Annotated in this window: 23 protein-coding genes, 3 tRNA genes and 3 pseudogenes; 23 read left to right on the forward strand and 6 right to left on the reverse strand. The window is 48.6% G+C overall.

Annotated features, from left to right (window positions below; all coding sequences use genetic code 11):
• From A5N84_RS02045 to A5N84_RS13220, 3 genes and pseudogenes are all read right to left on the reverse strand, one after another.
• Nucleotides 1–585, reverse strand: a 585-nt coding sequence (locus tag A5N84_RS02045; protein ID WP_143324789.1) for an LptF/LptG family permease, incomplete at its 3' end; no start/stop codon positions are given.
• Complete coding sequence (locus A5N84_RS09385) at nt 582–1,100, reverse strand: LptF/LptG family permease (protein WP_408633827.1); 519 nt, start codon at nt 1,098–1,100, stop codon at nt 582–584. The genes A5N84_RS02045 and A5N84_RS09385, both read right to left, overlap by 4 nt.
• 85 nt (nt 1,101–1,185) lie before the next feature.
• Nucleotides 1,186–1,656, reverse strand: a pseudogene (locus A5N84_RS13220) (LptF/LptG family permease); the annotation flags it as partial.
• Nucleotides 1,657–1,743: 87 nt separating this feature from the next.
• Between A5N84_RS13220 and A5N84_RS02060 the strand changes: the two are divergent.
• The 17 genes and pseudogenes from A5N84_RS02060 to A5N84_RS10460 all read left to right on the forward strand — a co-directional run bounded on the left by A5N84_RS02060 (nt 1,744) and on the right by A5N84_RS10460 (nt 14,820).
• A complete protein-coding gene (locus A5N84_RS02060; RefSeq protein ID WP_078055517.1) occupies nt 1,744–2,292 on the forward strand; it encodes a M17 family peptidase N-terminal domain-containing protein in 549 nt (182 codons plus the stop codon).
• Nucleotides 2,265–3,875, forward strand: coding sequence for a leucyl aminopeptidase (locus A5N84_RS13600; protein ID WP_233119859.1), 1,611 nt, complete (start codon nt 2,265–2,267; stop codon nt 3,873–3,875). The genes A5N84_RS02060 and A5N84_RS13600 overlap by 28 nt, the downstream gene beginning before the upstream one ends.
• A pseudogene (locus tag A5N84_RS02070) lies at nt 3,872–4,635 on the forward strand (ParA family protein). The gene A5N84_RS13600 and the pseudogene A5N84_RS02070 overlap by 4 nt, the downstream one beginning before the upstream one ends.
• Before the next feature lie 91 nt (nt 4,636–4,726).
• Nucleotides 4,727–5,551: a ParB/RepB/Spo0J family partition protein gene (locus A5N84_RS02075; protein WP_233119860.1), complete on the forward strand. Its 825-nt coding sequence runs from the start codon at nt 4,727–4,729 to the stop codon at nt 5,549–5,551.
• Nucleotides 5,552–5,618: 67 nt separating this feature from the next.
• Nucleotides 5,619–5,969 carry a hypothetical protein gene (locus A5N84_RS02080; protein WP_072281087.1) on the forward strand — a complete coding sequence of 117 codons (351 nt, stop codon included), beginning with the start codon at nt 5,619–5,621 and terminating at the stop codon, nt 5,967–5,969.
• A gap of 1 nt (nt 5,970) precedes the next feature.
• A complete protein-coding gene (gene atpB, locus A5N84_RS02085) occupies nt 5,971–6,771 on the forward strand; it encodes a F0F1 ATP synthase subunit A (protein ID WP_072281088.1) in 801 nt (266 codons plus the stop codon).
• 35 nt (nt 6,772–6,806) lie between these two features.
• Nucleotides 6,807–7,094 (forward strand): F0F1 ATP synthase subunit C, encoded by a 288-nt coding sequence (atpE, locus tag A5N84_RS02090; protein WP_072281089.1) that lies wholly within the window; start codon nt 6,807–6,809, stop codon nt 7,092–7,094.
• A gap of 30 nt (nt 7,095–7,124) precedes the next feature.
• On the forward strand, nt 7,125–7,595 hold the full coding sequence (locus tag A5N84_RS02095; protein ID WP_072281090.1) for a F0F1 ATP synthase subunit B: 471 nt from the start codon (nt 7,125–7,127) through the stop codon (nt 7,593–7,595).
• Nucleotides 7,596–7,599: 4 nt separating this feature from the next.
• Nucleotides 7,600–8,142, forward strand: coding sequence for a F0F1 ATP synthase subunit delta (locus tag A5N84_RS02100; RefSeq protein WP_072281091.1), 543 nt, complete (start codon nt 7,600–7,602; stop codon nt 8,140–8,142).
• Between the two features lie 13 nt (nt 8,143–8,155).
• Nucleotides 8,156–9,697: a F0F1 ATP synthase subunit alpha gene (gene atpA / locus A5N84_RS02105; RefSeq protein WP_072281092.1), complete on the forward strand. Its 1,542-nt coding sequence runs from the start codon at nt 8,156–8,158 to the stop codon at nt 9,695–9,697.
• A 24-nt stretch (nt 9,698–9,721) separates the two neighbouring features.
• On the forward strand, nt 9,722–10,591 hold the full coding sequence (gene atpG, locus A5N84_RS02110) for a F0F1 ATP synthase subunit gamma (protein ID WP_072281093.1): 870 nt from the start codon (nt 9,722–9,724) through the stop codon (nt 10,589–10,591).
• A gap of 23 nt (nt 10,592–10,614) precedes the next feature.
• A pseudogene (atpD, locus tag A5N84_RS02115) lies at nt 10,615–11,993 on the forward strand (F0F1 ATP synthase subunit beta).
• A 30-nt stretch (nt 11,994–12,023) separates the two neighbouring features.
• Complete coding sequence (locus A5N84_RS02120; protein WP_072281094.1) at nt 12,024–12,446, forward strand: F0F1 ATP synthase subunit epsilon; 423 nt, start codon at nt 12,024–12,026, stop codon at nt 12,444–12,446.
• Between the two features lie 76 nt (nt 12,447–12,522).
• Nucleotides 12,523–13,422 carry an NTP transferase domain-containing protein gene (locus A5N84_RS11375; RefSeq protein ID WP_233119861.1) on the forward strand — a complete coding sequence of 300 codons (900 nt, stop codon included), beginning with the start codon at nt 12,523–12,525 and terminating at the stop codon, nt 13,420–13,422.
• Complete coding sequence (locus A5N84_RS11380) at nt 13,416–13,910, forward strand: DapH/DapD/GlmU-related protein (RefSeq protein ID WP_233119862.1); 495 nt, start codon at nt 13,416–13,418, stop codon at nt 13,908–13,910. The genes A5N84_RS11375 and A5N84_RS11380 overlap by 7 nt, the downstream gene beginning before the upstream one ends.
• Nucleotides 13,911–13,997: 87 nt before the next feature.
• A complete protein-coding gene (locus A5N84_RS10455) occupies nt 13,998–14,306 on the forward strand; it encodes a cation diffusion facilitator family transporter (protein ID WP_198923711.1) in 309 nt (102 codons plus the stop codon).
• 73 nt (nt 14,307–14,379) lie between these two features.
• Complete coding sequence (locus A5N84_RS10460; RefSeq protein ID WP_198923712.1) at nt 14,380–14,820, forward strand: cation diffusion facilitator family transporter; 441 nt, start codon at nt 14,380–14,382, stop codon at nt 14,818–14,820.
• Between the two features lie 42 nt (nt 14,821–14,862).
• On the opposite strand, the gene argF is transcribed toward A5N84_RS10460, so the two are convergent.
• The gene (argF, locus tag A5N84_RS02135) at nt 14,863–15,885 is read right to left on the reverse strand and encodes an ornithine carbamoyltransferase (protein WP_072281095.1); all 1,023 of its coding nucleotides are present in this window, start codon (nt 15,883–15,885) and stop codon (nt 14,863–14,865) included.
• Between the two features lie 204 nt (nt 15,886–16,089).
• Here argF and A5N84_RS10465 point away from each other — a divergent pair, with 204 nt between their 5' ends.
• Both A5N84_RS10465 and A5N84_RS10470 read left to right on the forward strand, forming a co-directional pair.
• Nucleotides 16,090–16,452, forward strand: a complete 363-nt coding sequence (locus A5N84_RS10465) for an ArsR/SmtB family transcription factor (RefSeq protein WP_198923713.1) — start codon at nt 16,090–16,092, stop codon at nt 16,450–16,452.
• A gap of 38 nt (nt 16,453–16,490) precedes the next feature.
• Entirely contained in the window at nt 16,491–16,913 is a 423-nt protein-coding gene (locus A5N84_RS10470) for a hypothetical protein (protein ID WP_072281096.1), read from the forward strand.
• A gap of 67 nt (nt 16,914–16,980) precedes the next feature.
• Here A5N84_RS10470 and A5N84_RS02150 read toward each other — a convergent pair whose 3' ends face one another.
• Both A5N84_RS02150 and A5N84_RS02155 read right to left on the reverse strand, forming a co-directional pair.
• Nucleotides 16,981–18,219: a DUF3500 domain-containing protein gene (locus A5N84_RS02150; RefSeq protein WP_072281097.1), complete on the reverse strand. Its 1,239-nt coding sequence runs from the start codon at nt 18,217–18,219 to the stop codon at nt 16,981–16,983.
• Nucleotides 18,220–18,244: 25 nt separating this feature from the next.
• Entirely contained in the window at nt 18,245–19,501 is a 1,257-nt protein-coding gene (locus A5N84_RS02155) for a 3-deoxy-D-manno-octulosonic acid transferase (RefSeq protein ID WP_072281098.1), read from the reverse strand.
• A 66-nt stretch (nt 19,502–19,567) separates the two neighbouring features.
• On the opposite strand from A5N84_RS02155, the gene A5N84_RS02160 reads away from it, so the two are divergent.
• The 4 genes from A5N84_RS02160 (at nt 19,568) to A5N84_RS02175 (ending at nt 20,704) form a co-directional block, all read left to right on the forward strand.
• Entirely contained in the window at nt 19,568–20,365 is a 798-nt protein-coding gene (locus A5N84_RS02160) for a symmetrical bis(5'-nucleosyl)-tetraphosphatase (RefSeq protein WP_072281099.1), read from the forward strand.
• A 78-nt stretch (nt 20,366–20,443) separates the two neighbouring features.
• Nucleotides 20,444–20,528, forward strand: a tRNA-Tyr gene (locus tag A5N84_RS02165).
• 17 nt (nt 20,529–20,545) lie between these two features.
• Nucleotides 20,546–20,619, forward strand: a tRNA-Gly gene (locus A5N84_RS02170).
• Between the two features lie 9 nt (nt 20,620–20,628).
• A tRNA-Thr gene (locus tag A5N84_RS02175) sits at nt 20,629–20,704 on the forward strand.
• Nucleotides 20,705–20,737 lie beyond the last annotated feature (33 nt).

Genomic DNA, 20,737 nt, shown 5'->3' on the forward strand with positions numbered 1-20,737 from the left:
GGGTGGTGGGGGGTTTGCAGTTGCCAGTGGGGGGGGGTGGTAGGTGGCGCGTGGGGCGGTGGTGAGGGTGATTTGGCTTGGGGTGTGGGTGATGAGGCGGAGGTCGCCTAGGCTGCCATCTGGGTTGAGGTGGTTGATTTGGATTAGGGTTTGTTGGTCTTTAAACCAGAGGGTTTGCGGGGCGATGGGGGCGGTGGGGTGGTGGAGTTGTTGGCTTTTTTGTTGCCACTTTGGGGCGATGGTTTGGTTGAGCAGGAGGGAGAGGGCGCCTAGAAAGAGGGCGAGGATGAGGGCTGGGGTGGCGATGCGTAGGGGGGATTGTCCGCTGTTTTGGGCGATGGTGAGTTCGTTTTGGTTGGCGAGTTGTCCAAGCCCTAGAATGGCGCCAATGAGTACGGCGGCTGGTAGGAATTGTTGGAGGCGGTCGGGGAGTTGGAGGAGGTGGGTGAGGATGAGTAGGCGCGGGGGGAGGTGCTCTAGTTGTCCTGCGCTTTGAATGAGTAGGTCGATAATCAGTAGAAAGCTGAGGGTGAGGGCGGTGGTGAGGGCAGTGGTGCGTAGGAGGTGGCGAGTGAATTTTTTCATGGTGTTTTAGGCGGTGTGTGGGGATTTGGGGTGGTGGTAACGATGCCAAAATAGGCGGTGAGGGCAAGAAGGAGGAGGTGGAGGCTGTAGCTACCTGGGTAGGCTGGGAGGGTGGTTTTTTTGATGAGGGTGGTGAGGGTGTCGAGGAGGTTTAAATAGAGGCTGAAGAGTAAAAAGATGGGGAGGATTTTATGGTAGGGGCTTTGGCGCGGTTTGCTTTGGCAAAGGAGAGGGAGGGCGAGGGTGAAGATGAGAAGGGCAAGGGCGGGGTTGTGGCGTTTTTGACGTTCGCTTTGATGCGCGGGGCTTTGGCTGAGTTGGTGGCTTTCTAGGTTGCGCAGGCGGTCGCTGGCGGTGATTTGTGGGCTGGGGAGGGTGAGTTGGGCGTGTTGGAATTGGTCGAGGCTGATGGTTTCGGGGCGCTCTAGGTGTTGCCAGTTGAGGCGTTGTCCGTTGTTGAGGTGGAGTTGTGGGGGGGTGGTGTGGGGGTCGATGTGTCCGCTTTGGGCGAAGATGAGGCTTTGCGGTTGGTTGGGGGGGGGTGTGGGCGATGAGGATGTTTTGTAGTTGGGTTTGTTGTTGGGCGCTGGCGTGGATGGTGAGGTGGTCGCTGATTTTTTGGAAGGTGTTGGGGGTGAAGAGCAGGAGGCTGGCTTGTTGGTTGGCTTGTTGTTTGAGGGTGTCTTGTTGTTGGTAGAGGTGGGGGAGGGTGTGGTGGTTGAGAAGATATAGAAAAAGTGCAAGCGGGAGGGCGGTTAGGAGTAGGGCTTTTAAGAGGTGGGTTTGGCTGATGCCGCTGGCAAGTAGGGCGCTGATTTCATGGTCGCGGTAGAGGCGCCCAAGGGTGAGGGTGGCGGCGAGAATGAAGGAGAGAGGCGATAGGAGAATGAGAAAGCGCAGGCTTTGTAAATAAAGGAGTTGCCAAATAGCGCGCAGGGGGAGTTCGCCTGTGGCGGCGGCGCTGAGTAGGTTGGTTAGGCGAAAGCTTAAAATGATGGTGAGTAAAATGAGAAGAATGGCGAAAAAGAGGGCGAGGAGTTCTTTGCTAAGTTGGCGATAGAGTATGGGCATGGGTTTGGACGGGTGGTTCTATGAGCTGAATGTGGTATTCTAATTGGTTTTGGTTCGTTTTTATCTTTATTTTTTGGGAGGTTTGTTATGGCGGTTAATGAAATGGTGATCAGTCAGGTGGCTGTGCAGGATGTGCAGGCGGATGTGGTTGTGGTGCGGGTGTTGGAAGATGGGTCTTTTGCGCGTGGGTTGCAGGCGCTTGATGAGGTGAGTGGTGGGTTTTTTGCGCGTCAGGCGAAGCTGGGGAATTTGCCACGTAAGGTGGGGCGTGCGGTGATGTTTGTTGAGGTTGAGGGCGTTGAGGCTCAACGGGTGTTGGTGGTGTGTGCGGATAAGAAGAAAAAGGATTTGAAAAAGGCGGTAGCGCAGGTTTTAGAAGAGGTGAAGCGCTTTGAATGTGCAACGGTGGCGCTGGCGATGTTTGATGGGGTGGCTGAAAGGGAGGCGCAGTTGGCGTTGCAGTGGGTTTTGGGCGGTTGTTATGCCTTTGAAGAGTGTAAAAGTGAGTCTAAATTAAAAGATGGGGATTTTTCTTTGGCGCAGGTGCGCTGGGTGGTGTGTGTGTGTGAGAAGGGGCGGAGCAGTTGGAGGGGGCTTTGGCGCGGGCGTTGGCCTGGGCTGAAGGGGCGTTTTTAACGCGTCGTTTGGGGGATTTGCCGCCCAATATTTGTTATCCAGAGTTTTTGGGTGAGCAGGCGCAGGCGTTGGCGCAGGAGTTTGAGGCGCTTGAGGCGGAGGTGCTTGGGTTGGAAGCGTTGGAGGCAATGGGTGCTGGGGCGCTATTGGGGGTGGCACAGGGGAGTGTGCGTCCGCCACGTTTGATTACGATGACGTATAAGCCTAAAAATGCGAAGAATAAGAAGCCGATTGTGTTGGTGGGTAAGGGGGTTACGTTTGATACGGGCGGAATTTCGCTTAAGCCGAGCGCTGGAATGGAGGATATGAAATTTGATATGGGGGGCGCTGCGGCGGTATTTGGTGCGATGCGGGCGCTATGTTATGAGGCGCTGGATGTATATGTGATTGGGGTGGTGGCGTCGGTGGAGAATATGCCTGGTGGGCGCGCGTATCGCCCTGGGGATATTTTGACGAGTTTGTCTGGGAAGACGATTGAGGTGCTCAATACGGATGCGGAGGGGCGATTGATTTTGTGCGATGCGCTAACGTATGTGGAGCGCTTTGAGCCTCAGGCGGTGGTAGATTTGGCGACGTTAACGGGGGCTTGTGTGGTGGCGTTGGGCGGACACCGTGCGGCGGTGTTGGGCAATGATAAGGCGCTGACGGATGCGTTGTTTGAGGCGGGCGAGACGGCGGATGACCCTGTTTGGCCGTTGCCAATGGATGAGGAATATAAAGAGGCACTGAAAAGTCCGTTTGCGGATTTGCCTAATATTTCGTCTGACCGTGGGGCTGGGACGATTGTGGCGGCGGCGTTTTTAGGGGAGTTTGCGAAAAATTATTCGTGGGCGCATTTGGATATTGCTGGGGTGGCGTGGGCTGGCTCTGGGCGTAATAAGGCAAGTGGGCGCCTGTGGCGTTGTTGTTGGCGTATTTGCGCGATGTGGCTAAGGGGCGTGATGTTAGAGGCGGCGGCGATGGCGCGGTTACGGCAAGGGGTGGCGGCGCTGCCTTTTGCGGTGAGTGAGGCGCAGATTGAGGCGTTGGCGCGCTATTTGTTGCTGCTCAATCAATGGAATGCGGTGCATAATTTGACGGCGGTGCGTGAGGTGGGTGAGCAGGTGGTGGTGCATGTGCTGGATTGTTTGGCGGTGTTGCCGTTGTTGCCAGTATCGGCGCGACGTTTGGCGGATGTGGGTAGTGGGGCTGGTTTGCCTGCGCTGATTTTGGCTTTGATGCGTCCTGAGATTAGGGTGTTTGCGGTGGAGTCAAGCGCGAAGAAGGCGGCGTTTATTCGCTACGTGGCAAGTGCGTTGGCGCTTGAGAATGTGGAGGTGGTGGCAAAGCGGGTGGAGAATTGGCAGGTGGATGTGGCGATGGATGTGGTGATAAGTCGGGCGATGGCGGGGGTGGATTTGCTGCTGTCGCTGTCGCGCCATTTGGCAGGTTTTGAGGGGGTGTGGCTTTTAATGCGCGCCCGTGAGGCGGAGCTGGCTAGTGTGGCGGGCTTTGATAAAGGGGAGGTGCTGCCAGTGGTGGTGCCGTTTTTAAAGGCGAGTCGGCATGTGTTGCGAGTTGTAAAGATTGTGGAGGACGTATGACGCGAGTTGTGGCGGTGAGTAATCAAAAAGGGGGCGTGGGGAAAACGACGACGGCGGTGAGTGTGGCGGCGGCGTTGGTGGAAAGGGCGCGAAGGTGTTGTTGGTGGATATGGATTCGCAGGGCAATGCGACGGTGGCGTGTGGCTTGGATTGGCGTGAGGTGGAATGTGGGGTGCTTGAGGTGATGATGGGGCAGTGTGCAGCTGATGAGGCGGCGGTGTTTTGTGAGGCAGCGGGGTTTTGGTTGTTGCCTGCAACGAGAGAACTAACGGCGGCTAATGAGTTGTTACAAGAGGTTACACAAAAACATGCGCTGTTAAAAACACGATGGGCTGGCTGGATTGAGGGCTTTGATTGGGTGTTGCTGGATTGTCCGCCAACGTTGAATTTGTTGACGGTGAATGCGATGGTGGCGGCAGATAGTGTGCTGGTGCCTATTCAATGTGAGTATTTTGCTTTGGAGGGGGTGAGTGCGTTACTTGATACGGTGGGGCAGATACGAGAGCGGATTAATCCTCAGCTTAAAATTGCTGGGTTTGTGCGCACGATGTTTGACCAGCGTTCGCGTTTAACGCGTGAGGTGTCGGATAATTTGTTTGCGCATCTAAAAGGGCTGGTGTTTGAGACGGCGATTCCGCGCAATGTGCGTTTGGCTGAAGCGCCCAGTTATGGGGTGCCAATTATGCAATATGATGGGAAATCACGCGGGGCGCAGGCGTATCGCAAGGTGGCTGAGGAGTTGGTGGCGCGCGTTGGTTAGGCAGTGTATTTTTATTTTTAGGAGTGGCTGGCGATGAAAAAGGTGGTTTGGGGCGTGGACTGAATGCGTTGATTGGTGAGATGGGGCAGGGGTGCTGGATGCGCCTGAGGTCGAAACCCTAAAACTTATTGCAGTGGATAAAATTCGTGCTGGAATCTATCAACCGCGTAAGCATTTTGCAGATGAGGCGCTAAAAGAGTTGGCGCTGTCAATCGCTGAACATGGGATTTTGCAACCCTTGGTGGTGCGCGCACTAACGCAGGGCGATTATGAGATTATCGCTGGAGAAAGGCGCTTTAGAGCCGCGCAGCAGGCAGGGTTGGTGAAAGTGCCTTGCGTGGTTAAGCATTATGACGATAAACAAGCGTTGGCAGTGGCGTTAATCGAAAATCTACAACGCAGTGATTTGAATGTGCTGGAGGTGGCGGAGGGATTGAGTCGCTTGGTGGCAGAGTTTTCACTCACGCATGAACAGGCGGCAAAATTAATTGGACGTTCGCGCTCCTCTGTGAGTAATACATTGAGATTATTGGAATTATCAGAGCAAATTAAGCAGGCGCTTAAAGAGGGTGTCATTGAAATGGGTCATGCGCGCGCGCTGTTATCCCTACCAGAAGACAAACAGCGACAAGTGCTTGAGGAAATAGTGCGCAAAAATTATACCGTTCGCCAAACAGAACAACGGGTGCGCCAAATATTACAACCTGAAGAAGTGCGCCCCAATGCTTTACCCACGCAAGAAATATTCAAAGAAATGGCCCATGCGCTCGCGCAACATATTGGTGCTAAAGTCAAAATTGTCCACCAAACCAAAGGAGATGGTAAGGTGGTATTGAATTATCAGGATATGGCGCATTTGCAACAGATTTTGGCAAAATTGGGATTCGATGGCGCTGAAGATATTGCAAAAAAATAATAAAAATCCCTGCCTGTCTTGACCGAAAGATAATGAACTCCTATAATCGCGCCGTTATTGTAATAAGATGAAAAAAGTTCTTGCAAAATTATTTAAAGTTCAATGCTTTTTGGCATTGATTGCAACAGTGATGAGCGCTGTTGGTTTTGGTTTTGCAGAGGCGGTGTCAGTAGCAAGTGGAGCAAGTGTGGCGTTAGTTGCCACGCTTTTTATTATGGTGTTATTTGCTAGAGTTCCAGAAGTCATTCCCGCAAGGCTTTTTTATCGTTTAATGCTTATTAGTGAAGGATTTAAATGGGCGGTTGTTAGCGTGTTAACGGTGCTGCTGCTGCCTTATGTAATGCCCTTAGGATTGGTTGTGGGCTTTTTTATTACCTATAGTGGTTATTTTTGGATGACGTTTTTCTACAGAGGATAACATGGCAACAGAACACGCAACGAATGCAAGCCCAAGCGCCGAATTTATTCAACACCATATGACGAATTTGACCCTTGGTGAGGGTTTTTGGGCAATTCATGTAGATACTTTGCTATTTTCTATCTTATTAGGGGGGTTATTTTGCTGGTTTTTCTACAATATCGGCAAAAAAGCTACTTCAGGCGTGCCAGGGCGATTGCAAAATATTGCCGAGATGGTTTATGAGTTTGTGGATAACACGGTAAAAGATTTTTTTGGGCAGTCGCGCCGTGATATTGGGTCACTAGCACTGACAATTTTTGTATGGGTTTTGCTTTGGAATACCATGGATTTAATTCCTGTTGACCTATTGCCAGGTATGGCAGCAGTGGTCGGGGTGCCGTATTTAAAAGTTGTCCCATCCACAGATGTTAATGCCACCTTTGCCTTGTCTATTACGGTGGTGGTGTTAATGTATGTCTATGCTTTTAAAAACAATCATGGGGCTTTGGGGTTGTTAAAATCAATGGGAACCCATCCTTTTGAGGCCAAAAGTCCTGCGATGATGGCTATCTTATTTCCCATTAATTTCGCCCTGCGCATTGTAGAGGATTTCGCCAAAATTATTTCGCTTTCCCTGCGTTTGTTTGGCAATTTATTTGCTGGCGAGTTGGTGTTTGTTTTAATCGCATTGCTACCATTTTTTGTGCAATTTATACCAGGCGGTGCTTGGGCAATCTTCCATATTTTGATTGTAACCTTGCAGGCTTATTTGTTTATGATTCTAACCATCGTTTATATGTCGATGGCAGAAGCTCACTAGTTCCATTACGCAATTTAACTTTAGGAGGTTTTTAAATGGAAAATATCGGTTTAGCATCTTTGATTGCTGGCGTTCAGGGTTACTCAGCGATTGCTGTGGCAATTATTTTAGGCTTGGCCGCATTAGGTACGGCGATAGGCTTTGCTTTATTAGGGGGTAAATACCTAGAAAGTAGCGCGCGTCAGCCTGAAATGATGAATCCTTTACAAGGTAAGTTCTTTATTATCGCAGGCTTATTGGATGCGGTGGCGATGATTGCTGTGGTAATTGCTTTGATTATGGTCTTTGCTAATCCTTTCCTTGGCGCAGTAACTTCGCTCTAATCTTGTCGACTCAAACAGGGGGATTTAAACATGAATCTTAATCTTACCCTAATCGGTCAGATCGGTACGTTTTTAGTCTTTTGGTGGTTTACTTATACTTATGTTTGGCCGATGTTTGATAGGGTCGCTCAGGAAAGACGTAAGAAAATCGCTGATGGTTTGAGTATGGCTGATAAAGCAAAGCAAACGGTGTTTTCTGCTGAGCAAGAATCGCAAGCTTTGCTAGATAAGGCAAAAGAAAAAGCTAGAACTATCGTTGAAAATGCTGAAAAACAAGCCGAAAAAACAGTAGCGCAAGCACGTGAGGAAGCGCAATCTACTGGGTGTCGTGAGCTAGAGCAGGCGCGCGGTGAGATTGAGCAGGAAAGACAAAAAGTGCGCGAGCAATTGCGCGCTCAGTTGGCAGCGCTGGTGATTCAAGGAGCTGAGCAGGTGATTGGACGTGAGGTAAATGCCGATGACCATGCGCGCTTAATCCAAGAACTTAGTGAGAAGTTGTAATTTTATGGCACATTCAAAAACCATTGCACGCCCTTACGCCAAAGCAGTTTTTGCGCAAGCAAACACACAAGATGCGCAACAAAGTTGGCGGGAGTTTTTGCAAGTTGGCGCGCAAATGATGCAGGATTCTTTTGTTCAATCGCATTTGAATTTACCAGAGTTCACCCAGCAATTAACTGCATGGCTTGACCAATGGATGGTTGAAAAGCGTCAATCTGCCTTGTCTAAGGAAGAGAAAAATTTCTTGGCAATATTGGCTGAGCAAAATCGTTTGGCAGTATTGCCAGAGATTGCTGATTTTTATGAACAGCTGATGCATGCTAAGCAAAATGTGTGCAAGGTGAATGTGCGCAGTGCACAACCACTAAAAGAAGATGAACAACAATCTTTGAAAAAAACTTTAACGCAAAAAATTGGGCGTCAGGTTCAATTGGATGTTAGCGAACAAGCCGATTTGCTGGCTGGCGTTATTATTGAATATGAAGGGCAGGTGATTGACCAAACGCTCAAAGGGCGTCTCAATCGCTTGGCTCGCTCACTGGATTAATAGGGGAAAGAATATGCAATTGAATCCTTCTGAAATCAGTGGTTTTATTAAAAATAAAATTGCTGACTATGAAAATAAAGTTGAAAGCAAAGCCGAAGGCACAATCATTAGTTTGGCTGATGGCATTGCGCAAATTCAAGGTTTGGGTCAGGTTATGTTGGGGGAAATGATTGAATTCCCTGAGAATGTATTCGGTTTGGCGCTAAACTTGGAGCGCGATAGCGTTGGTGCGGTTATCTTGGGTGAATATGACCATCTAAAAGAAGGCGATAAGGTTATTTGTACGGGCAAGATTTTAGAGGTGCCTGTAGGTAAAGAGTTGCTCGGGCGTGTGGTCAATGCGCTGGGTGAGGCAATTGATGGTAAAGGCGAGATTCAAACCGCGCAAACTTCACCCATTGAAAAAATCGCCCCTGGTGTTATTGAGCGTCAGTCAGTAGATCAACCAATGCAAACAGGGTTGAAGTCTATTGATGCGATGGTGCCAATTGGGCGGGGACAACGAGAGCTGATTATCGGAGACCGCCAGACAGGAAAAACAGCTATTGCGGTAGATACGATTATTAATCAAAAAGACAGTGGCGTGAAATGTATTTATGTGGCGATTGGGCAAAAAGCTTCGTCCATTGCGGCTGTGGTGCGTAAATTAGAAGAGCACGATGCGCTTAAGCACACCATTATTGTTGCGGCGACAGCTTCTGATTCTGCGGCGATGCAATATGTTGCTGCCTATGCGGGTTGTGCTATGGGGGAATATTTCCGCGACCGTGGCGAAGATGCTTTGATTGTTTATGATGATTTGACTAAACAGGCTTGGGCGTATCGCCAAGTTTCGTTGTTGTTGCGTCGTCCACCGGGTCGTGAGGCATATCCTGGAGATGTGTTTTATTTACACTCTCGCTTGCTTGAACGCGCTGCACGGATTAATGCCGATGAGGTGGAGCGTTTAACCAATGGTGAGGTAAAGGGTAAAACAGGCTCTTTAACGGCGTTACCAATTATTGAAACGCAAGCAGGTGATGTGTCTGCGTTTGTACCGACGAACGTGATTTCAATTACAGATGGGCAGATTTTCTTAGAAACGGATTTGTTTAATTCAGGGATTCGTCCGCCGATTAATGCAGGTTTGTCAGTTTCGCGTGTTGGTGGGGCGGCACAAACGAAGATTATTAAAAAATTAGGCGGTGGCGTGCGCTTGGCGCTTGCACAATATCGTGAATTGGCGGCATTCTCGCAGTTTGCTTCTGATCTTGATGAGGCTACACGCAAGCAATTAGAGCGTGGGCAACGCATGATGGAGCTGATGAAACAACGCCAATTTTCTCCAATGTCTATTGCTGAAATGGCGGTATCATTATTTGCTGCTGACCAAGGCTATTTAGATGATGTTGAGGTGGAAAAAGTACCTACTTTTGAAAAGGCTTTGATTGCGTTTATGCATAATCAGCATCAGGATGTGTTGGATAAAATTAATGAAAAAGGCGACTATAACGATGAGATTCAAGCGAGCTTGAAATCGTCTATTGAGGCGTTTAAACAGCAAGGCGCTTGGTAGTTCTTCGTAAGTTAAGGAGCGGATATGTCGAACGCGAAAGAAATACGCGGTCAGATTAAAAGTATTAAAAATACGCAGCAAATTACTAAGGCAATGGAGACAGTTGCGGCGTCAAAAATGCGTCGTGCGCGTGAAAATATGGAGTCTGGTAAACCCTATGCGGATAATATTTTGCGCGTTATCGGGCATCTTTCCCAAGCTAGTAATGAAACGACGCATCCTTTTTTTGTAAAGCGCGAGCAGGTCAAAAAGGTTGGTTATATTGTGATTTCAAGTGACCGTGGGTTGTGCGGTGGATTAAATATTAATGTATTTAAAAAACTGCTAGCGGATTTTAAGGTAAAAAAATCACAAGATAAGGAAATTGTTGCCAGTGTATTTGGGCGTAAAGGGACGATGTTTTTAAATCGAGTTGGGACAACGATTTTAAGTGCAGATGAAGATTATGGTGATAATCCGTCTTTAGATGAGTTGATTGGCGGTATTCATACTATGATAGATGCTTTTAAGCTAGGCGATGTTGATGAGGTGCATTTGGTGGGCAATCGCTTTGTCAATTCGATGACGCAAGAGCCTTATATTATGCAGCTGCTGCCAGCAACTTTGGTTAAAAACGACCATGCGGTGCCAGATTATACTTGGGATTTTGTTTATGAGCCTTCGGCATATGAGATTCTTGAGCATTTGGCGATTCGCTATGTTGAATCTTTGGTGCGTCAGGCTGTTGCTGAAAATATTGCCTGTGAAATGTCTGCGCGGATGATTGCGATGAAAAATGCAACTGATAATGCAGGGGATCTGATCGGCGAGCTTCAGCTCAAATACAATAAAGCGCGTCAGGCTGCAATTACTCAGGAGTTGAGTGAGATTGTAGCAGGTGCTGATGCTGTTTAAGAATTAATCAAGAGGATAAATACATGAGTACGGGTAAAATTGTCCAAATCATTGGTGCGGTTGTAGATATTGAGTTTGCACAAAATGATGTGCCAACAATTAATGATGCCTTGGTTTGTGAGGAGGCGGGTATTACTTTTGAGGTGCAGCAACAGCTTGGTGATGGTGTGGTGCGTACGATTGCCATGGGCGCTTCTGAGGGTTTGGTGCGTGGAATGGCGGTTAAAAATACTGGTGCGGCGATTACTGTTCCTGTAGGAAAGGGGACGCTTGGTCGGATTATGAATGTTCTTGGTGAGCCCATTGACCATCAGGGTGAGATTCAAACAGATACGCATTGGGCGATTCATCGTAAAGCGCCTGCCTATGATGAGTTATCTAGTTCAACGGAGCTATTAGAAACGGGCATTAAGGTTATTGATTTGCTTTGTCCTTTTGCAAAAGGCGGTAAGGTTGGTTTGTTTGGTGGCGCGGGTGTGGGTAAGACGGTAAATATGATGGAGCTTATCCGTAATATCGCAATTGAGCATAGTGGTTATTCGGTTTTTGCTGGGGTGGGCGAGCGAACGCGTGAAGGGAATGACTTTTATTATGAAATGAAAGATTCCAATGTTTTGGATAAGGTGTCGCTGGTTTATGGTCAGATGAATGAGCCGGCGGGAAATCGTTTTCGTGTGGCGTTGACGGGTTTGACGATGGCTGAGTATTTCCGCGATGAGGGGCGTGATGTTTTGTTCTTCGTGGATAATATTTATCGTTATACTTTGGCAGGAACGGAGGTATCAGCCTTTTAGGTCGTATGCCTTCTGCGGTGGGCTATCAGCCGACTTTGGCTGAGGAAATGGGGAAATTACAAGAGCGGATTACTTCAACTAAAACGGGTTCGATTACCTCTATTCAGGCGGTCTATGTTCCAGCAGATGACTTGACTGACCCTTCACCTGCTACAACGTTTGCGCATTTAGATGCGACTGTGGTGCTTTCAAGACAAATTGCTGAATTAGGGATTTATCCAGCTGTTGACCCTTTGGATTCCACTTCACGTCAGCTTGATCCGTTGATTATTGGGGATGAGCATTACAATACGGCGCGCGCGGTGCAAGGTGTGTTGCAACGCTATAAGGAGTTGCGCGATATCATTGCGATTTTGGGAATGGATGAGCTATCGGATGAGGATAAGTTGATTGTTAGCCGTGCGCGTAAAGTACAGCGCTTTTTGTCGCAGCCGTTTTTCGTGGCAGAGGTCTTTACGGGCTCGCCTGGTAAATATGTGTCATTAAAAGATACGATTAAGAGTTTCCAAGGGATTGTTGATGGTCAGTATGATGACTTGCCTGAGCAGGCGTTTTATATGGTCGGTAGTATTGAAGAGGCGATTGAAAAAGCTAAGGGTATGAAGTAATCATGCGCTTGGCGCGAGGAGGCTGTGGATATGGCTAAGACGTTTCGGGTTAGTATGGTAAGTGCAGATGAGGCGCTTTTTAATGGGGAGGTGGTGCGCCTTTCAGCAACGACGCAGGTGGGCGAGGTGGGGGTGTTGGCAGGGCATACGCCTTTGCTGGCAACTTTAAAACCTGGTCAGGTACGTTTGCTATTAAGTGATGGCACAGAAGAGGTGCTGTATATTTCGGGTGGGTTTATCGAGGTACAGCCTAAGCAAACATTAATTTTGGCGGATGCTGCTGAGCGTGCACAGTTTTTGGATGAGAGTAAAATTCAAGCTGCTAAGGCGCGTGCTGAGGAAGTGATGCGCAATAGTCAACGTTCAAAAACCGATTATGCACGTGCTCAGTTGGAATTGGCGCAGGCGAGCGCGAAATTGGCAGCATTGCGACGTGCGAAGAAGCGTTATTAATTTGGGATGAGGGGTTGTATTTTTTGTTTGAAACCGACGTTTAACGTCGGTTTTTGTTTTTTAGGAGGGTGGCGTGATGGCTGGGTCTATTTTGGCATTGGTGTTGGCGGCGGGTAAGGGTTCGCGGATGCGTTCTGCAAAGGCGAAGGTGTTGCAACTTGTTGGTGGGCGGACAATGATTGAGCATGTGTTGGCGACGGTGGCGCAGGTGGGGGTGGCGCGTCAGGCGGTGGTGTTTGGGCATGAGGGTGAGGCGTTGCAAAAAGCGGTGGCAGCGTTACCATTTTCAGTGAGTTGGGTGGCGCAGGAAGCACAATTGGGGACGGGGCATGCGGTTTTGCAAGCGCTAGATTTGATTGGGCAATATGATTTGACGTTGGTGTTGTTGGGGGATGTGCCGTTGGTTGGGGTGAAGACGTTGCAACGCTTATGCGCTTCGGCGGTAGAAAGTGGGTTTGCGGTGTTGACGGCGAAGGTGGTAGAGCCTTTTGGTTATGGGCGAATTGTGCGAGATGAGCGTGGTGCGGTGGTGGCGATTGTGGAGGAGAAGGAGGCGGATGAGGCTCAGCGTGCAATTGATGAGGTGAATACGGGAATTATGGCAATTTCTAGAGCGTGTTTGCAGGCGTATTTGCCACAGTTGTCGGCAGATAATGCGCAAGGGGAGTTTTATTTGACGGATTTGATTGCTTTGGCGCGTGCAGATGGGCAGGAGGTTTCGGCGGTGAGGGCGTCCTCACAGGAGGAGGTTCTGGGGGTGAATGACCGCGCGCAATTGGCGCAGGCGGAGGCGGTGTATCGTAAGCGACAGGCTCAAGCGCTATTAGATGCTGGAGCAACGCTGGTTGACCCGTTGCGTGTGGATATTCAGGGGTCGGTGTCTGTAGGGCGGGATGTGGTTATTGAGGCTAATGTGGTGTTTAAGGGGAAGGTAGTTTTAGGAGATGGGGTGGTTGTTGAGAGTGGTGTGTGTTGATAGATTGTGAGGTGGGCGCAGGGAGTGTGGTGTTGAGTCATTCGCGTATTGAGGGAGCTGTTTTAGGGCAGGGGGTGCAGGTGGGCCCGTTTGCTCGTTTGCGGCCGATGTCTAATTTGGCGGATGGGGCAAAGGTGGGGAATTTTGTGGAGTTGAAGGCGGCGACGGTTGGGGCTGGGAGTAAGGTGAATCATTTGAGTTATGTGGGGGATTGTGAGATGGGGGCTGGAGTTAATATTGGTGCGGGGGTGATTACTTGTAATTATGATGGCGTGCATAAGTATAAGACGGTGATTGGGGATGGGGTGTTTGTGGGTTCGAATTCAGCTTTAGTGGCGCCTGTGGTGTTGGGGGCTGGGGCGACGATTGGAGCTGGGAGTGTGATTAGCGGTGAAGTGGCGGCTCAGGCGTTGGCACTTACGCGCCCCCCTTTGCGCGTGAAAACGGATTGGGTGCGTGGGCAAAAGAAAACAAAAGATAAGGAATAGGTATGTTTGGGCGGTTGGCTAAAAAGTTTAAGGCGGTTTTGCGCGGTGAGGCAAGTGAAATTACACTGGTGATTTGGGAATTTGGTTTTGGCGATTTTTAAGGGGGTGGCGGGTGTTTTGGGGCATTCTTATGCGCTAATTGCAGATGCAATTGAGTCTACAACGGATGTGTTTTCTTCAACGCTTTTGTTGGTGGGGATGTGGTTTGGACGTTTGCCACCGGATGAGAATCATCCTTACGGGCATGGGCGAGCGGAGGCGTTGGCGACGTTTGTGGTGGTGGCGTTTTTATTAGGCTTAGCAACTATTATTGCAGTGGAGAGTGTGCAACATATTTTAACCCCCATAAGATGCCTGCGCCGTTTACTTTGGCGGTGTTGGCAGTGGTCATTGTGATTAAAGAAGGATTTTTCCGTTTATTTGCTCACAAGGGAGCAGAGGAAAATAGCCATGCGCTGGAGGCGGAGGGGTGGCATCATGCAGTGATGCGTTGACTTCAGGCGCGGCTTTTCTGGGGATTTCTTTGGCGCTTTTTATGGGTGAGGGTTGGGAAAGCGCGGATGATTGGGCGGCGTTGTTTGCAGCTGGGATTATTTATTGGAATGCGTATCGTATTTTTCGCCCAACTTTGGGGGAGATGATGGATGAGGATACGCATGATGAGGTGCGTGAGGAGGTTGAGGGGTGTGTGCGTCAGTTTGCACAGGTGGGTGAGGTTCTTGAGTGTTTGGTGCGTAAGCATGGGCGTTGGTATACGGTAGACTTGCGCGTGGCGGTGTTGAGTTCGATGACTGTAGGAGACTCTTGTATGGTGCGACGTGAGATAAAGCAGGCTATTGAGGAAAAACAACCGTTTATATCCCGTATTTTTATTGAGATTACGGGAGATGATGTGGATTGTATGGCGTAAGATTGCCCGCCATTGGGTGGTTTGACGGGCATTTGTTGTGGATTAAAGTTGGGGAAGTTGGGGGCAGAGAGTCGCAACGAGTAGGGCTTTGATGGTGTGCATGCGGTTTTCCGCTTGGTCAAAGACAATGGAGGCAGGGCTGGTGAAGACGTCGTCGCTTACTTCGATGCCAATCATGCCATGGCTTTGATAGAAGGCTTCTCCTGTTGGGGTATTGCGGTCATGATAGGCGGGGAGGCAGTGCATGAATTTGATGTCCTCGCGCTGACTGGCTTTGAGGATATCTTGGGTGATGCGGTAGGGGAGGAGAAGTTGTATGCGCTCTTGCCAAGCTTGTTTGCTTTCGCCCATAGAGACCCAAATGTCGGTGTGAATAAAATCACAATCCAAAACGCAGGGTTCGATGGCTTCGCTGATAAGGATTTTTGCGCCAGATTGCTGTGCAAGTTGTTGGGCTTGCTGGATAATTTTTGGGTCAGGTTGGAGCGCTTTGGGGGCAGATATGCGGATATCACTGCCTACGCGGGCAGCCGTTAATAAAAGAGAATGGGCGGTGTTGTTGCGCGCATCGCCTAGGTAGGCATAGCGTAAATTGGCAAGAGTTTTGCCACTGTGCTCTTGCATGGTGAGCAAATCAGCAAGCATTTGGGTGGGGTGTGATTGGTCGGTAAGCCCATTATAGACAGGCACCTTGGCATAATACGCGAGGGTTTCAACGGTCTTTTGAGCAAATCCACGATATTCAATTGCATCATAAAGCCGAGCGAGGACTTGAGCGGTATCAGCTACGCTTTCTTTGTCGCCTAATTGGGTTGTGTTGGAGTCGAGATAGGTGGGGTTGGCGCCTTGGTCAAAACAGGCAACTTCAAAAGCGGTACGGGTGCGTGTTGAGGTTTTCTCAAAAATAAGGGCGATATTTTTCCCTTGGAGATAACGTTGTTCGCTGCCTTGTCGTTTGGCACGCTTTAAGGCGCTTGCCAGCGTGAGAAGGCTGTGGATGTCTTCACTGCTATGGTTTGAAAGCTCAAGAAGGGATTGTTGATACCATGGGTTGTTGTTGGGCATGGGTGTTCCTGATTGTATGAAAAAGGTTCAATCATGCAAGAGTTTGCAAGGGGTGTCAAAGAGAGTTATGGGATAAGTTAAAAAATAATGGCTTAAGGATTGCAATGCTTGCAAGATGCGCTATAATCTCGTTTCATTAATTCAACATGTGTTGAATTAATGAAAGATTAAGTTTTAATATTGTGCCTAATAAGGAGAGCAAAGATGAAGCAACCAGTAGATGTGCCTTGTTGTGCAACTGAGGAGCATGATGAGAATTTTCTTAGCCGAGTGGAGGATGCGGTATTAGAAGATGCGGTGAGTATGCTCGGTGCAATGGCAGATACAGCGCGCATGAGTATTTTGATTATTTTGCATGAGTGTGGCGAAAGTTGTGTCAGTGAGATTGCGCAAGCATTAGGGGATAAAACTAATACGGTATCGATGCGCTTGAAGAAGCTTTATGACGCGGGGTTGGTGAGTAAACGCCGAGATGCACGGCATATTTTTTATCGCCTAACAGATGAGCATATTGTAACGATTGTGCGCAATGTGATTGAGCATGTGCAACATGAGAATGCACACTAGGATTGATTTTCTATATTTATATTTTTTAAGGAGTTATTATGAGCCATCATATTCATTCAAATCATGAGCATGAACACGGTAAAAACTGTGGGCATACAGCAATTAAGCATAACGACCATGTGGATTATCTGCATAATGGGCATTTGCATCATCCGCATGATGACCATGTAGATGAGCATGTGCTTGAGGTAAATGCCGTTAATCCTGATGGTTGTATACCTGCTAAGAATTGCGGTTGTGTGGCGGGGTGTGGATGTGGTTGTGAGAGTGAGCGTTGTGCTTGTGAGTGTCGCGCAGATTCAGATGTAGGGTGTCATGGAGTGGCGCATGTGCATGGGGAAAATTGTGGCCATGAGGCGATACCGCATGGCGACCATATAGATTATTTGGTTAATGGGCGTTTGCATCATCCGCATGGGGATCATTGTGATGACCATGGTTCAGTAGAAGTTGTGCATTAATTTTTAGCACTTAATTTAAGTTAATTCCCCCTAATGGCTTTGGCAATTAGGGGGTTTCTTTTATGGGTTAATCGTTAGATTGGGTGTTATAAGCTTTGAGTAGGGCTTTGCCATAGTCGTTGCCGTTGGGTTGGCGGATGAGGCTGATGATGTGGTCATTGCGGGGGCGTTTGCTGCGGTAGTTGAGGTTGGTTTTTAGGGCTTTACTGCTTTGGTGGTCAAATTCAATGAGGATGAGTGGGTTTAGGATGCGTAGGTAGTAGGGGTCTTCCCGTTTTGTGCCACCTATCCAAACGATATGGGTTTGGTCTAATTGATTCTCGATGGATTTTAACCAGTTGTTGGCGTGTTTGTCGCGTAAGTCGCCTGTCCAGAAGCTGATGAGTTTGAGGAGTTGTTGTTTTTGGTCGTTGTTTAGTGTTTCGGCAGAGAGTCCTTCTGTGGGGAGGTCGAGGTTGTCGTTAAAAGCGCCTGTGAGAAGTTGGTTTTTGCGTTTGCTGTTGGCGAGAATGGCGCTTTTTCGTTGGTCGTCGTCAAGGGCGCGGATGAATTTAAATGCGGCGTCGCGCTTGAATTGCAGGGCAGTTTCTCCTGCATTTTGTGTGCCACTGGGCGCTAGGGTGGGTTCAGCTTCAAGTAAAAATGGGGTGATAGACAGTTGGTTGCCTATGACGGTTAGGTTAAGGGTGAGGTGGTTGCCGTCAATTTGTAGTCCCCAAGGTTGGTCGGTGCTGGGTTCGCCAAAGAAGGTAAACCAGTAAAGTTGTTCGTTGTAAAGTTCGCTTTGTTTGAGAAGTTCGCCTGTGGTGGTGCTGAGTTTCATGATGGAGATGACTTCTTCGTAGCCTTCGATGCTTAGGAGTTCTTTTAGAAATTTATCAGCGGTTTTGCGCTGTTTTTTATCCATTTCTAGCAGGCTGATGCCGCGGGTGCGCGGTTGAGCATCGGCACGCCAAGTGCGCCAGTTGGGGCTAGTGAGGGGAAATTGTATGGCATTTTGCGTGGGGGTGTTGCTGAGGGATTGATAGAGTTGTTTGGCAAGCTGGGTCAAGCTTCGGGTGGAGGCGTCAATTTCTTCTATGCTGTAGAGGTCTTCACTTGGGGGTGTTTGGTTGAGGGTGAGTCCTTGGTAGGGTTGGTTGGTGATTTTTTCGAGTTGGTCGGCGTCGGTTTGTTGGGCTTGTTGGTAGGCGCTCTGATAGAGGTCGCTGTGTAAGATGGCGCGTTGTGTGTCGTTTAGGTTGTCGGCTTGGCTGGCGCTGGTGAGTGTCAACAGGAGTGCGGTGAGTAGGGAGTGTTTGTTCATAAATGCTCTCTTTGATTGTGAAAGGTTATAGGTTAAAGCTTTGTTGGATGAATTGGTAATGTTGTTTGAGGAGATTGGGTTGTTGCTGGTTAAATTGGGTAATGGCGCTGTGTTGAGGATGTTGATGATAATGATGAAGGGTGCGAGCTAGGCTTGTGGCGTCGTGGATGGTTTGTGCAAAGGGGTGGGCTGTGAGTTGGGCGGTAATGGTGCTGAAGTTGTACATGGAGGATCCATAGCAGACGGGGATTCCTGCATGAAGGGCTTCTAGGGGGTTGTGTCCGCCGTGTCGAATGAGGGAGCCACCAATAAAGGCGCAGTGTGCAAGGTGGTAGAAATGGCGGAGTTCGCCTAGGGTGTCGAGTATCCAAATATCTTGAGGGGTTTGGGGATGGGTGTTTTGTGAGCGCAGTAGGGGATTGTATTGGGTTTGTTGGGTAAGTTTGATGAGGCTGTCGCGTCGCTCAGGATGGCGGGGGGCAAGGATTAGGAGACTGTTGGGGAGGTGTTGTTGGAGTTGATGGTGTGCGTCTAAGATAATGCTGTCTTCCCCAGAATGAGTGCTGGCTGCTAGCCAGATAAAGGTGTAGGAATTGAGAGGTTTTTTAAGAGCGTTAAGCCATGCGGGGGGCGGTGAGGTGGGGTGATGATGTTTAAGATTTGGGGTGTGGCGGATGTGATGAGCGGGAATGCCTAGCTGGCGAAAGCGTCGAGCATCATCTTTACTTTGGGCGTTAACTTGTAAACTTTGTAAGCTGGGCTTGAGAAGGCGCTGAAGATAAGTGCGATAGCCTCGCAGTGATTTGGCTGAGAGGCGCGCATTAATAAGAGTAATGGGGAGAGTGCGACGTTGTGCAAGGGTTAGTAGGTTGGGCCAAAGTTCGGTTTCCATAAGAATGATGCCGCGAGGTTTGATATGGCGGAGATGGCGTTTGACAATGCTGGGGAGGTCGTAGGGGAAATAGCTGTGATAGAGGTTTGGGTGGTGTTGAGTAAATTGTTGAATTTGTGCTGAGGCGGTGGGTGTGGTGCAGGTAAGCCAAAGGGGCAGCTGAGGATGGGCGTGAATAAGATGCTCTAATAGCGGTTTGAGAGCTAGGAATTCACCGACAGATACGGTGTGTATCCATAATGGTGATTGTTTAGGCGCTGGTGGCAGGCGGTAACCAAAGCGCTCGAGAATGCGACGGCGATAGTCAGGGTTGGTGCGCGATTTATAAAGTAAGCGCAATAGAGTAAAAGGGATTAAAACGTAAAGTAATAGGGTGTAAAGATAACGCATGATGATGGCTTGGCTTTAGAGGGCGTTAGTTTGCTATTATCAATGTTTTATTTCAAGAGGTTTTATATGGCAATTTTGGCAATAGGGGATGTGCATGGACAATATGACGCACTGATGCGGTTGTTAGAGCAGGTGGGATATGGGGATGACGATGTTTTATGGTTTGTGGGAGATTTGGTTAATCGTGGACCGCAATCTTTACAGGTCTTACGATTTGTAACGAACCTTAAAGAGCGTGCGGTAAAAGTCTTAGGCAACCATGATTTGTCGCTTCTAGTACAAGCACAGGGTTTTTGGGGAGTTGAACAAAATAAAACAACACGGCAGATTCTGCAGGCAGAGGATGGACAAGAGTTAATTGAAGCAATGCGCTATTGGCCACTTTTGCATATAGATGAAGCACATAAAGTGGTAATGGCGCATGCTGGATTATATCCAAAATGGTCGCTTGAGCAGGCGCATCGTTATAATAATGAGTTTATGCAGGTACTGCAGAGTGCAGATTATCAAGACATGTTGCAATCTCTTTTTGGAGATAAGCCCCACTGTTGGCGAGAAGATTTGCAAGGAATTCCGCGGCTGCGTTTTATTGTAAATGCATTTTGCCGTATGCGATATTTAGATGCGCATGGGTGTTTGGATTTAAATGAGAAAGGAACTTTACAGAGTGTTTCTGCAACAAAAACACCATGGTTTAGGAATGATTCAAAAATAAAATATAAAAAATTATTCGGGCATTGGGCAAGTTTGGGATTTTATGAGGAAAATCATAGTGTTTGTTTAGATAGTGGTGCGGCATGGCAAGGGCTTTTAACGGCTTTTGGAGTAGATAAATGGCAGATTGTTGGGCAAGCTGAAGTCTAAGTCTAAGACTTTCGCTAAATAATTTTTTGCTTAGGTGTTGACAAGTTTTAAAAACTTGCTAATATGCCCGCTCTATTCGGAGGGGTACCCAAGCGGTCAACGGGAGCAGACTGTAAATCTGCCGGCTCAGCCTTCGTAGGTTCGAATCCTACCCCCTCCACCATTTCTTTTGCTTGAAAAGCGGGTGTAGTTCAATGGTAGAACTTCAGCCTTCCAAGCTGACTGTGTGGGTTCGATTCCCATCACCCGCTCCAAAATAATCGGTCCATATAGCTCAGTAGGTAGAGCACTTCCTTGGTAAGGAAGAGGTCACCGGTTCAAATCCGGTTATGGGCTCCATTTTGTTCTACTATTCTATTTGGGTGAGTTGGA

Source organism: Rappaport israeli (genome assembly GCF_001888055.1).
Taxonomy (GTDB): domain Bacteria; phylum Pseudomonadota; class Gammaproteobacteria; order Cardiobacteriales; family Cardiobacteriaceae; genus Rappaport; species Rappaport israeli.

Excerpts from the sequence above, each read along its gene's own strand:
- A5N84_RS02155 (WP_072281098.1), bottom strand. The coding sequence starts at position 19,501 with ATGCGTTATCTTTACACCCTATTACTTTACGTTTTAATCCCTTTTACT.
- atpE (WP_072281089.1), top strand. The coding sequence starts at position 6,807 with ATGGAAAATATCGGTTTAGCATCTTTGATTGCTGGCGTTCAGGGTTAC.
- A5N84_RS02100 (WP_072281091.1), top strand. The coding sequence starts at position 7,600 with ATGGCACATTCAAAAACCATTGCACGCCCTTACGCCAAAGCAGTTTTT.
- A5N84_RS11375 (WP_233119861.1), top strand. The coding sequence starts at position 12,523 with ATGGCTGGGTCTATTTTGGCATTGGTGTTGGCGGCGGGTAAGGGTTCG.
- A5N84_RS02150 (WP_072281097.1), bottom strand. The coding sequence starts at position 18,219 with ATGAACAAACACTCCCTACTCACCGCACTCCTGTTGACACTCACCAGC.
- A5N84_RS02060 (WP_078055517.1), top strand. The coding sequence starts at position 1,744 with ATGGCGGTTAATGAAATGGTGATCAGTCAGGTGGCTGTGCAGGATGTG.
- A5N84_RS02120 (WP_072281094.1), top strand. The coding sequence starts at position 12,024 with ATGGCTAAGACGTTTCGGGTTAGTATGGTAAGTGCAGATGAGGCGCTT.
- A5N84_RS10465 (WP_198923713.1), top strand. The coding sequence starts at position 16,090 with ATGAAGCAACCAGTAGATGTGCCTTGTTGTGCAACTGAGGAGCATGAT.
- atpB (WP_072281088.1), top strand. The coding sequence starts at position 5,971 with ATGGCAACAGAACACGCAACGAATGCAAGCCCAAGCGCCGAATTTATT.
- atpA (WP_072281092.1), top strand. The coding sequence starts at position 8,156 with ATGCAATTGAATCCTTCTGAAATCAGTGGTTTTATTAAAAATAAAATT.
- A5N84_RS02095 (WP_072281090.1), top strand. The coding sequence starts at position 7,125 with ATGAATCTTAATCTTACCCTAATCGGTCAGATCGGTACGTTTTTAGTC.
- A5N84_RS02080 (WP_072281087.1), top strand. The coding sequence starts at position 5,619 with ATGAAAAAAGTTCTTGCAAAATTATTTAAAGTTCAATGCTTTTTGGCA.
- argF (WP_072281095.1), bottom strand. The coding sequence starts at position 15,885 with ATGCCCAACAACAACCCATGGTATCAACAATCCCTTCTTGAGCTTTCA.
- atpG (WP_072281093.1), top strand. The coding sequence starts at position 9,722 with ATGTCGAACGCGAAAGAAATACGCGGTCAGATTAAAAGTATTAAAAAT.
- A5N84_RS02160 (WP_072281099.1), top strand. The coding sequence starts at position 19,568 with ATGGCAATTTTGGCAATAGGGGATGTGCATGGACAATATGACGCACTG.
- A5N84_RS10470 (WP_072281096.1), top strand. The coding sequence starts at position 16,491 with ATGAGCCATCATATTCATTCAAATCATGAGCATGAACACGGTAAAAAC.